This is a genomic window from Pseudomonas sp. XP1 (genome assembly GCF_053557675.1).
In genome coordinates, this window is the sequence record NZ_JBNRIJ010000012.1 from 10563 (window position 1) to 20806 (window position 10244).

At 65.1% G+C, this 10244-nt stretch carries 9 protein-coding genes and 1 pseudogene; 7 read left to right on the forward strand and 3 right to left on the reverse strand.

Annotation, left to right across the window (positions count from 1 at the left end):
- On the reverse strand, nucleotides 1–176 hold a 176-nt coding region (locus ACK1U9_RS13005), incomplete at its 3' end, for a heavy-metal-associated domain-containing protein (protein ID WP_449109948.1).
- A 144-nt stretch (nucleotides 177–320) separates the two neighbouring features.
- Between ACK1U9_RS13005 and ACK1U9_RS13010 the strand changes: the two genes are divergently transcribed.
- The 5 genes and pseudogenes from ACK1U9_RS13010 (at nucleotide 321) to ACK1U9_RS13030 (ending at nucleotide 5679) form a co-directional block, all read left to right on the forward strand.
- The gene (locus ACK1U9_RS13010; protein WP_046616857.1) at nucleotides 321–707 is read left to right on the forward strand and encodes a hypothetical protein; all 387 of its coding nucleotides are present in this window, start codon (nucleotides 321–323) and stop codon (nucleotides 705–707) included.
- Between the two features lie 52 nt (nucleotides 708–759).
- Nucleotides 760–3159 carry a heavy metal translocating P-type ATPase gene (locus ACK1U9_RS13015; RefSeq protein ID WP_108480206.1) on the forward strand — a complete coding sequence of 800 codons (2400 nt, stop codon included), beginning with the start codon at nucleotides 760–762 and terminating at the stop codon, nucleotides 3157–3159.
- Entirely contained in the window at nucleotides 3156–3566 is a 411-nt protein-coding gene (gene cueR / locus ACK1U9_RS13020; RefSeq protein WP_046616852.1) for a Cu(I)-responsive transcriptional regulator, read from the forward strand. Before ACK1U9_RS13015 ends, cueR begins: the two co-directional genes overlap by 4 nt.
- 367 nt (nucleotides 3567–3933) lie before the next feature.
- Nucleotides 3934–4821 (forward strand): annotated as a pseudogene (locus tag ACK1U9_RS13025) (cache domain-containing sensor histidine kinase); the annotation flags it as partial.
- 129 nt (nucleotides 4822–4950) lie between these two features.
- On the forward strand, nucleotides 4951–5679 hold the full coding sequence (locus ACK1U9_RS13030; RefSeq protein WP_371053097.1) for a methyl-accepting chemotaxis protein: 729 nt from the start codon (nucleotides 4951–4953) through the stop codon (nucleotides 5677–5679).
- Between the two features lie 138 nt (nucleotides 5680–5817).
- On the opposite strand, the gene ACK1U9_RS13035 is transcribed toward ACK1U9_RS13030, so the two are convergent.
- Together ACK1U9_RS13035 and ACK1U9_RS13040 are read right to left on the reverse strand one after the other, a co-directional pair.
- The gene (locus ACK1U9_RS13035) at nucleotides 5818–6597 is read right to left on the reverse strand and encodes an AraC family transcriptional regulator (protein WP_046616850.1); all 780 of its coding nucleotides are present in this window, start codon (nucleotides 6595–6597) and stop codon (nucleotides 5818–5820) included.
- Nucleotides 6598–6636: 39 nt separating this feature from the next.
- Nucleotides 6637–7914, reverse strand: a complete 1278-nt coding sequence (locus tag ACK1U9_RS13040) for an acetyl-CoA C-acetyltransferase (RefSeq protein WP_153670957.1) — start codon at nucleotides 7912–7914, stop codon at nucleotides 6637–6639.
- A gap of 118 nt (nucleotides 7915–8032) precedes the next feature.
- On the opposite strand from ACK1U9_RS13040, the gene ACK1U9_RS13045 reads away from it, so the two are divergent.
- Both ACK1U9_RS13045 and ACK1U9_RS13050 read left to right on the forward strand, forming a co-directional pair.
- Nucleotides 8033–9385 (forward strand): 3-oxoacyl-ACP reductase, encoded by a 1353-nt coding sequence (locus ACK1U9_RS13045; RefSeq protein ID WP_108481544.1) that lies wholly within the window; start codon nucleotides 8033–8035, stop codon nucleotides 9383–9385.
- Between the two features lie 2 nt (nucleotides 9386–9387).
- Nucleotides 9388–10239 (forward strand): MaoC family dehydratase, encoded by an 852-nt coding sequence (locus tag ACK1U9_RS13050; RefSeq protein ID WP_085601464.1) that lies wholly within the window; start codon nucleotides 9388–9390, stop codon nucleotides 10237–10239.
- The last annotated feature ends 5 nt before the right edge of the window (nucleotides 10240–10244 follow it).

The following is a 10244-nucleotide window of genomic DNA, read 5'->3' on the forward strand; positions in this document are numbered from 1 at the left end:
CCTTCATCGCGAATGGCCGTGAGGATCTGCTCCTGAGCCAACTCGCTCTGCACCCGTACCTGCCTGGCCGCCAGGTCGACCTCCACCTTGGCCGCGGCATCCTGCTCCTGCACCGCCCGGGTCACGGCTTTCACGCAATGGCCGCAGGTCATGCCTTGTACATTGAACACTTGCATGGGGTTACCTCCTTCAGGTTTTGCACGAGTCTCAAGCTTGCCATCGGGGCAAGGTCAAGACCTGTCGACAACAGCCGGGGTGGAAATCCGCGCGCGCGTCGGCCAAGCTGCGCCTTTGATGATCACGCAAGCAGGAGATTTTTCATGTTCAGGGCAGCATTGGGCGTTGTCGGGCTATTGAGCACGCTGGCTGCAGTGCCACCGGCCAGTGCCGAGGGCAATTCGGACTACAGCGTGCTGATCATTTCCCGGGAGCGCCTGGAAGTGGCCACCAGTTGCGAAATCGGCATCTACCTCAACGACCAGCTCTCCGGGCGCGTGTTCCAGGAGCAATCCACCTCATTCAACCTGCCGCCCGGCCCGGTGGACGTGCGTCTGCGCCTGCTGCCCGGGCAAATGCCCGGCTGCGCTGCGGGCGTCGAGGACCAACGCAGCACACGACTGAACCTGCAGGCGGGCCAGATCAACAAATACCGCATCGCCATGGGGCAATATGGGCTGGAGTTGAAGCGAGCCGGCCTGGGCTATTGACCTTACCTGCGTGGCAAGGTTGATGCTGGAGGCCTGTCCAAGGAGGAGAGCCATGCCCGCATCCACCACATACGACCTGCCGATCTCCGGCATGACCTGCGCCAGCTGTGCCGGCCGGGTCGAGCGCGCCCTGCGCAAAGTCACCGGCGCTGAACAGGTCAGCGTCAACCTCGCCACCGAACAGGCCCGGGTCCAGGCCCCGGCCAATAGCTTGCCCGCCCTGGTCGACGCCGTACGCGAAGCCGGCTATGGCGTACCTACCCGCACCGTCGAACTGCAGATTGGCGGCATGACCTGCGCCAGTTGCGTCGGCCGCGTAGAGCGCGCCCTCGGCAAGCTGCCGGGTGTTGAACAGGTCAGCGTCAACCTGGCCAGCGAACGCGCGCACCTCGAAGTGCTGGCGGCCCTCGACGACAACCTGCTGATCGACGCCGTGCAAAAGGCCGGCTACAGCGCCAGCCTGCCGCAAACCGCAAGGGACGATCAGAACGCTGCACAACGCCGCCTGCGTAACGAACGCCTGGCGGTCGGCGCAGCCTTGCTGCTAGCCCTGCCGTTGGTGGTGCCCATGCTGGTGCAGCCGTTTGGCGTGCACTGGATGTTGCCAGCGTGGGTGCAGTTCCTGCTGGCCACACCGGTGCAGTTCATTCTTGGCGCGCGGTTCTACGTGGCTGCCTGGAAGGCCGTGCGCGCCGGTACCGGCAACATGGACCTGCTGGTGGCCCTGGGCACCAGCGCCGGCTATGGCCTGAGCCTGTACCAGTGGGCGCAGGCCCCCGCCGGCATGGCCCCTCACCTGTACTTCGAAGCCTCGGCCGTGGTGATTGCCCTGGTGCTGCTGGGCAAGTACCTGGAAAGCCGTGCCAAACGCCAGACCGCCAGCGCCATCCGTGCCCTCGAAGCCCTGCGCCCGGAACGGGCCGTGCGTCTGGTCGATGGCCGGGAAGAAGACGTGGCCATTGCCCAGCTGCGCCTCGGCGATCTGGTACTGGTCAAACCCGGCGAGCGCTTCCCAGTCGATGGTGTGGTGGAAGAGGGCAGCAGCCATGCCGATGAAGCCCTGATCAGCGGCGAGAGCCTGCCGGTGCCCAAGCAGCCCGGCGACAGCGTCACCGGTGGCGCCATCAACGGCGAAGGCCGGCTGCTGGTACGCACCCAGGCACTGGGTACCGAAACCGTGCTGGCACGCATCATCCGCCTGGTAGAAGACGCGCAGGCGGCCAAGGCACCGATCCAGAAGCTGGTCGACCGGGTCAGCCAGGTATTCGTCCCGGCCGTGCTGGTACTGGCGCTGATCACCCTGTTCGGCTGGTGGCTGGCCGGCGCGCCACTGGAAACCGCGTTGATCAACGCCGTCGCCGTACTGGTCATCGCCTGCCCCTGCGCCCTCGGCCTGGCCACACCTGCAGCGATCATGGCTGGCACCGGGGTCGCCGCCCGCCATGGCATCCTGATCAAGGACGCCGAAGCCCTGGAGCGCGCCCATGCGGTCAACCGCGTAGTGTTCGACAAGACCGGCACCCTCACTTCCGGCAGCCCGCGCGTTGTCCACAGCCAGGCGCAGGTGGGCAGCAACGCCGACCTGCACCGACTTGCCGGTGCCCTGCAGCGCGGCAGCGAACACCCGCTGGCCAAGGCGGTACTGGATGCCTGCGCCGAGCAGGGCTTGGACGTGCCTGGCGTTGTCGACAGCCAGTCGCTGACCGGGCGTGGTATCGCCGGGCGCGTGGAAGGCCGCGAGCTGGCCTTGGGCAACCGCCGCCTGCTCGACGAAAGCGCCCTGCCACCCGGCGACCTGGCCGCCAAGGCCCAGGCCTGGGAAGCCGAGGGGCGTACCCTGTCATGGCTGATCGAGCGCGGCGCACAGCCGCGGGTGCTGGGCCTGTTCGCCTTTGGTGACAGCCTCAAGCCCGGCGCCGCGCAGGCGATCGATACCCTGCACGCGCAACACATCAGCAGCCACCTGCTGACCGGCGACAACCGCGGCAGCGCCAAAGTGGTGGCCGATGCCCTGGGCATCGACGACGTGCATGCCGAAGTGCTGCCGGCCGACAAGGCCGCGACCGTGGCAGCACTCAAGCATGATGGCGTGGTCGCCATGGTCGGTGATGGCATCAATGATGCGCCGGCGCTGGCGGCCGCCGATATCGGCATTGCCATGGGTGGCGGTACCGATGTGGCCATGCAGGCCGCCGGCATCACCCTTATGCGCGGCGACCCACGCCTGGTACCGGCCGCCCTGGAGATCAGCCGCAAGACCTATGCGAAGATCCGCCAAAACCTGTTCTGGGCGTTCATCTATAACCTGATCGGCATCCCACTGGCCGCACTGGGTTATCTCAACCCGGTGCTGGCCGGCGCTGCCATGGCCCTGTCCAGCGTCAGCGTGGTGAGCAACGCGCTGTGGCTCAAGGTGTGGAAACCCACCAGCAACACCCAGGAGGCTCCATGAACATCGGCCAGGCCGCCCGCCGCAGCGGGCTCAGCACCAAGATGATCCGTTACTACGAGTCCATCGGCTTGCTCAAGCCCGCCACGCGTAGCGACAGCGGCTACCGCCTGTACCAGGCGGAAGACTTGCACAGCCTGGCCTTCATCAAGCGCTCACGCGACCTTGGCTTTTCCCTCGAGGAGGTCGGCAAGTTGCTGACCCTTTGGCAGGACCGCCAGCGTGCCAGCGCCGATGTGAAAGCGCTGGCCATGCAACACATCGATGAGCTGAACCGACGCATCGAAGAGTTGGTCAGCCTTCGTGACACCCTCGGTGAGCTGGTTTCCCACTGTCAGGGAGACGACCGCCCGGACTGCCCGATTCTCAAGGACCTGGCCAACGGCGCTGCGGATGGCTGCTGCCACTGAACTGCCCGCAGCCCTTTGGTATGCCATATACGTCCAAACACGACCGAATAGTCACCAAAGACGACTTTACCTAGTAATTACGGGCTTTTTTCCTACATAAAACCCGGATCATGCCGATGCAATAGCTACCTGCCTCGTGTGTCGATAATTAAAAAATCCGGGAGCGTCGATGAACATCAAACAGAAACTGACCTGGGCATTCGCGGTCATCGCCGGCTTGCCCATCGTCCTCGTGGCCACGCTGGTGGTCCTCAACCTGCGCGGCGAAGCCCGCGACGGATTCCTCGAAGGCAGCAGCCGGGAAATCCGCCAGGTCAGCAACGCGATGAACATCTTCTTCCAGGGCATCAACCAGAACGTCGAGTACATGGCTGCGCAACCGCTGGTCGCCGCCACGGGCAGCGAGCTGAACAAATACATGAGCGCTACCCCGTCCTACGAACTGGGTGACCAGGCCAGCAAGCTGCTCGACTTCATGACCCGCCTGGCCAATGCGCATCCCAGCTATGCGTACATGTCCTATGGGGTGAGTGACGGCGGTTACGTTGGCTGGCCGGCCGGGCAAAAATTCGTCAATTACGACCCACGCACCCGCCCCTGGTACCAGCTGGCCATGGCCAACCCTGGCAAGACCTTGCGTACCGGCGCCTACTACTGGGCTGCCGACGACGCCGTGCTGGTCAGCACCGTGCGCACCGTCGCCAACCAATTGGGCAACCCCGGCGGCGTAGTCAACGTCGACGTCTCGCTCAAAGGCCTCACCGAAATCGTCCAGCAGATCAAGCTGGGCGAAAGCGGCTACGTGCTACTGGTGGAAAACAACGGCAACGTACTGGTCGACCCTCGTGACGCCAAGCATAACTTCAAGCAACTGGCGAGCTTTGGCGAGGGGTACGCCGAGCTGGCCAAGCACGGCAAGGGGCTGGCCGAAGTGGAGCTGAATGGCGTGCGCTACATGGCCAACATCTACCCGGACGAACAGCTGGGCTGGACCCTGATCGGCCTGATCGAACAAAGCGAAGTGATGCAGACCACCACCCGCCTGACCTGGTTGATCGGCGTGGTGGCCCTGGTACTGGCTGCGTTGTTCGCTGTGGTCGGTGCCACCTTCGCCAAGCTGATCGTGCGCCCGATCAATAGCGTAACCAGCGGCCTGGAAGATATCGCCCAGGGCGAGGGCGACCTGACCCGCAACCTGGAAATCCGTGGCCGCGACGAAACCGCGCAACTGGCCAGTTGGTTCAACCAGTTCCTCGGTGCCATTCGCAGCCTGATCCAGCACATCAGTGCTGCCGCCAGCAAGATCCTCAGCACTTCCAGCAGCTCGACCCGCGTTTCCAGCGATATGGCCGAAGCCGCAGGCCGCCAGCGCGAAGCGGTAGACATGGTCTCCACCGCCTTCCACGAAATGGTCGCCACCGCCAACGAAGTGGCACGTTCCTGCAGCCAGGCGGCGCAGTCGGCCGACAGCGGCCAGCAACAGGCCCGCGAAGGCCAGCAGCAGATCGATGCCGCGGTACATAGCGTCGACCGCCTGAGCCAGGAGATCGAGCAATCGGCGCAGTCGATCCAGCAGCTGGAGCGTGACAGCAACGCCATCCAGTCGATCCTCGGCACCATTCGGTCGATTGCCGAACAGACCAACCTGCTGGCGCTCAACGCCGCCATCGAAGCGGCCCGTGCCGGCGAGCAGGGGCGTGGCTTTGCCGTGGTCGCCGACGAGGTGCGGGCGCTGGCCAAACGTACTGCCGACTCCACGGCCGAGATCGACGGCCTGCTTGGCAACCTGGCCAGCCGCACTGCCGAAGTAGCCGCACAGATGCACGCCAGCCTGGAGGTTTCGCAGCAGTCGGTGAGCCGCATCGGCCTGGCCCGTGACAGCTTCGGGCAGATCCGCGAGTCGGTGGATGTGATCCGTGACATGAACACCCAGATCGCCACGGCGGCCGAAGAGCAGCACCAGGTGGCCGAGGACATCAACCGTCATATCAGCCAGATTCATGGCGATGCGCAGTTGGTGGCGGAACTGGCCCAGGCGGCGCGGATGGATTCGGAGAGCCTGGCCGGGTTGTCCAATGAGCTGGATGCGCTGGTGCGCAGGTTCCGTACCTGATTGATACATTGCCTGTACCGGCCCTATCGCCGGCAAGCCGGCTCCCACAGGGACTGCACAGGCCCTGAGAGCAGTGGGATCCTGTGGGAGCTGGCTTGCCGGCGATAGGGCCGGTGCAGGCAAACAATGCCTGATTGCCTAAAGCTTCAATTCCCCTGGCGTCGCGCCGAACAATTGCTTGAACGCTGCAATGTAAGCCGAGGTGGAGTCATATCCACACCCCAACGCCGCCTCGGTCACACTTTCCCCCGACTCCAGCAACGCCAGCGACGACAACAGCCGCATACGCTGCCGCCAGTTGCGAAAACTCAAGCCCGTCTCCCGCTGGAACAGCCGCATCAGCGTCTTCTCCGAGCACCCCAACTCTCGCGCCCACTGCTGCAAGGTCTGCGACTGATCCGGGGCAGCGATCAGACCATTGCACAGCGCCAGCAGCCCCGGGTGCCGTGGTAGTGGCAACGAAAAACCGACTTCGGGCAGCATGCGCAACTGGTCGAGCAGCACCGCCACCAGCCGCGACTCGGCACTGTCCCCCTCCGGGTAGTCTGCCGGGAACAGGCAGAACTGCTTGATCAGTTCGCGCGCCAGCGGAGTCACTTCCAGTACCCGGCATTGCTCCGGTGCCCACGGGCAGGCATCCCGGCGCACGTAAAGGCTGCGCATTTCGGCCTGCATGGAGGTGACCACTTCGTGTTCGGCATCGGCTGGGATCCACACGCCCCACTGGGGCGGGGCGAAGTAGCTGCCTTCGTGGGTATACACCCCGAGGACGCCGCTGATGGCGTAGGAAAACTGCACCCAGTCGTGCTGGTGGCGGGTGGTCCAGGAGCCGGCGCCAAGGCTTTCGGCTCGTGCATAGAGCGGTCTGGGCAGGTGATCCAGCGCCGGAATGGGGCGGGGGTGTCCGATGATGGGCATGGCGGTTTCTTGTAGTTCTGACCAGACAAGCCTAACAGCTCATCGCTCGACGATGACGGTCACCCCCTGCCCACCCGCTGCACAGATCGAAATCAACCCCCGCCCCTTCCCCACCCTCGCCAGCAACTTGGCCAGGTTGGCCAATATCCGCCCCCCGGTCGCGGCAAACGGGTGCCCGGCCGCCAGCGAACTGCCCTTGACGTTGAGCTTGCTGCGGTCGATCGCCCCGAGCGGCGCATCCAGCCCCAACCGCTCACGGCAATAATCGGCATCTTCCCAAGCCTTGAGCGTGCACAGCACCTGGGCAGCAAAGGCTTCGTGAATCTCGTAATAGTCAAAGTCCTGCAGCGTCAGGCCATTGCGCGCCAGCAGCCGCGGCACCGCATACACCGGCGCCATCAACAGCCCTTCGCGACCAGTAACGAAATCCACCGCAGCGGTTTCACCATCGACCAGATAGGCCAGCACCGGCAGCCCCTGCTGCTCGGCCCATTCCTCGCTGCCCAGCAACACCAGCGAAGCACCATCGGTCAGCGGTGTGGAGTTGCCGGCCGTCAGCGTGCCCTGCCCGCTGCGGTCGAAGGCTGGCTTGAGCTTGGACAATTGTTCCAGGGTCAGGTCGGGGCGCAGGTTGTTGTCACGGGTCAAAGACAGAAACGGCGTCAGCAGGTCATCCTCCCACCCTTCGGCGTACGCGGCAGCCAGCGCCTGGTGGCTGAGCAATGCCAGCTCGTCCTGTTCGGCACGGCCAATGCGCCAGGCCTGGGCCATGCGTTCGCAATGTTCGCCCATCGACAACCCTGTGCGCGGCTCGCCGTTGCGCGGCAATTCAGGTTTCAGGTGGTGAGGGCGCAGCTTGAGGAATGGCTTGAGCCGCTCGCCCAGGTTTTTGCCACGGTTGGCCTGCAGCAGGATATGGCGCAGGCCTTCGTTGACTGCAATCGGCGCATCGGAGGTTGTGTCCACGCCGCCGGCAATGCCGCAGTCGATCTGCCCCAAGGCAATCTTGTTGGCCACCAGCAACGCCGCCTCCAGCCCGGTGCCGCAGGCTTGCTGGATATCGTAGGCCGGCGTCTGCGGCGACAGCCGCGAGCCCAGCACGCACTCACGGGTCAGGTTCATGTCACGCGAGTGCTTGAGCACCGCACCGGCAACCACTTCCCCAATGCACAACCCATGCAGGCAGTAGCGTTCGATCAGCCCTTCGAGGGCGACGGTGAGCATCGCCTGGTTGCTGACCGTGGCGTAGGCGCCATTGGAGCGGGCGAAGGGAATTCGGTTACCGCCCAGGATCGCGACCCGGCGAAATGAACGCATGCGCTTGTTCCTCCTGAAACAATTTGATCCGTACAGCCTAGGTGTTTTTACCGCATTCGAACGACCTTGCCACAAAGTTGGTCCACACTTTCAAGCTTGCCTTCCGGGAGACCCACTCATGAGCGATCGCTACCTCGGCTTTGCCAACTCCAACCTCGGCCGCCGTCTTGTGGATGCCCTTGGCCTGCCACGCCCGGCGCCGCTGGAGCGCTGGCAGGCCGGCCGCCTGCGCCCGGTCGAAGGTGCCCTGGTACTGGGTGGCGGGCCACTGGCTAGCCAGGTCGAAGCCATTGCCCCGCGGCTGACCGACACGCTTTACCGCTTCAATACCGACAACCTCCGGGCCGAGGCGTGGGTGGCAGGCCTGGGGCCGAAGATCAAGGCCGTGGTATTCGATGCCAGCCACCTGTCCGACAGCGATGCGTTGAAGCAGTTGCGCGAATTTTTTCAGCCTCTGCTGCGCAGCCTGGTACCGTGCGCCCATGTAGTGTTGCTGGGCCGCGCACCAGAAGGCCTCGACGACCCGTTGGCCAGCATTGCCCAACGGGCCCTGGAAGGCTTCAGCCGCTCGCTGGCCAAGGAATTGCGCAACGGTGCGACCGCGCAGTTGCTGTATGTCGGCCCCGGCGCGGAAGACCAGCTGGAAGGGGCCCTGCGCTTCTTCCTCTCGCCCAAAAGCGCCTTCATCTCCGGCCAGGTGCTGCGCCTGCATGCCTGCGCCAGCCAGGTCGAGGACTGGACTCGGCCGCTGGCTGGGCGCCGCGCCCTGGTGACCGGTGCCGCGCGCGGCATCGGCGCCGCCATTGCCGAAACTCTGGCCCGGGACGGTGCCGACGTACTGCTGCTGGATGTGCCGCAAGCCAGCCAGGACCTCGACGCCCTGGCCGCGCGCCTGGGTGGCAAGGCGCTGCCCCTGGACATCAGCGCCGGCGACGCGGCAACGCAACTGCTTGCGGCCCTGCCCGACGGCATCGACATCGTGGTGCACAACGCCGGTATCACCCGCGACAAGACCCTGGCCAACATGACCCCGGAATACTGGGACGCGGTGCTGGCGGTCAATCTCAAGGCACCGCAGGTGCTGACCCAGGCGCTGTACGACAACGGCGCCCTGGGTGAAAACGCGCGTATCACCCTGCTGGCCTCGGTCAGCGGCATCGCCGGCAACCGTGGGCAGGCCAACTATGCCGCAAGCAAGGCTGGGTTGATCGGCCTGGCACAGGCATGGGCGCCCCGGCTCGCCGAGCGCGGCGGCAGCATCAATGCCGTGGCCCCCGGTTTCATCGAAACCCACATGACCGCCGCCATGCCGATGGGCCTGCGCGAAGCAGGGCGACGCTTGAGTTCGCTTGGCCAGGGCGGCCGCCCGCAGGATGTCGCCGAAGCCATCGCCTGGCTCAGCCAGCCGGGCTCCGGTGCAGTCAACGGCCAGGTGCTGCGGGTATGCGGCCAGGCCTTGATGGGGGCCTGAACATGAGCCGACACTGGCACGATCTGCACAGCCCGGCTTCGCGCGCCAGCCTTTACCTGCGCGCGGCCAGCAAGCGCACCATCAGCGGCGACCAGTTGCCGGATGACGGCCTGCGCTGTTTCATCCGCGTCCAGCCGGGCAACCTGGCCGCCTATCGACGGCTGTGCCACTTCACCGACGATGGCCGCCTGCCGGGTACTTATCCACATGTCATGGCGTTCGCGCTGCAGTTGCAGTTGATGACCGCGCCCAACTTCCCCTTCCCGCTGCTCGGCCTGGTGCACCTGCACAACCGCATCGAAGTGCTTCGCCCACTGGGCGGTGTCGAAGGGCTGCGCTTTGCGGTGCATGCAGGCAATCTGCAAGCGCATGCCAAGGGCGGCACCTTCGATCTGGTCACCGAAGCCGAAGACGGCATCGGCCTGCTCTGGCGCGAGACCAGCCGCATGCTGGTGCGCGGGCTGAAGCTTGAAAGCGAGGCAGGTGAGCCTGCCAAGGACGAACCGCAAGCGCTGCCGGAGGCGACCCGCTGGTACGCCGACAGCGATATTGGCCGGCGTTATGCCAAGGTCTGCGGGGACTACAACCCGATCCACCTCAGCGCAGCCAGTGCGCGGCTGTTCGGCTTCCCCACGGCCATTGCCCATGGCATGTGGAGCAAGGCCATGGCCCTGGCGGCACTGCGCGGGCACCTGCCGCACAGTGGCTATGCCTTCGAGGTGGATTTCCGCAAACCGGTGCGATTGCCATCGGAGGTGGTGCTGGGTGCCAGTGAGGCGGGGACCATGGGAGAGCTGCGGCTGGATGGGCATGGAGGGGTGCTGCATATGGTCGGGCGCTGGGCCCCTCTGTAGGAGCG

What these genes read in the sequence shown, in the direction of transcription:
- ACK1U9_RS13010 (WP_046616857.1), top strand. Translation starts at nt 321, where the DNA reads ATGTTCAGGGCAGCATTGGGCGTTGTCGGGCTATTGAGCACGCTGGCT.
- ACK1U9_RS13015 (WP_108480206.1), top strand. Translation starts at nt 760, where the DNA reads ATGCCCGCATCCACCACATACGACCTGCCGATCTCCGGCATGACCTGC.
- cueR (WP_046616852.1), top strand. Translation starts at nt 3,156, where the DNA reads ATGAACATCGGCCAGGCCGCCCGCCGCAGCGGGCTCAGCACCAAGATG.
- ACK1U9_RS13030 (WP_371053097.1), top strand. Translation starts at nt 4,951, where the DNA reads ATGGTCTCCACCGCCTTCCACGAAATGGTCGCCACCGCCAACGAAGTG.
- ACK1U9_RS13035 (WP_046616850.1), bottom strand. Translation starts at nt 6,597, where the DNA reads ATGCCCATCATCGGACACCCCCGCCCCATTCCGGCGCTGGATCACCTG.
- ACK1U9_RS13040 (WP_153670957.1), bottom strand. Translation starts at nt 7,914, where the DNA reads ATGCGTTCATTTCGCCGGGTCGCGATCCTGGGCGGTAACCGAATTCCC.
- ACK1U9_RS13045 (WP_108481544.1), top strand. Translation starts at nt 8,033, where the DNA reads ATGAGCGATCGCTACCTCGGCTTTGCCAACTCCAACCTCGGCCGCCGT.
- ACK1U9_RS13050 (WP_085601464.1), top strand. Translation starts at nt 9,388, where the DNA reads ATGAGCCGACACTGGCACGATCTGCACAGCCCGGCTTCGCGCGCCAGC.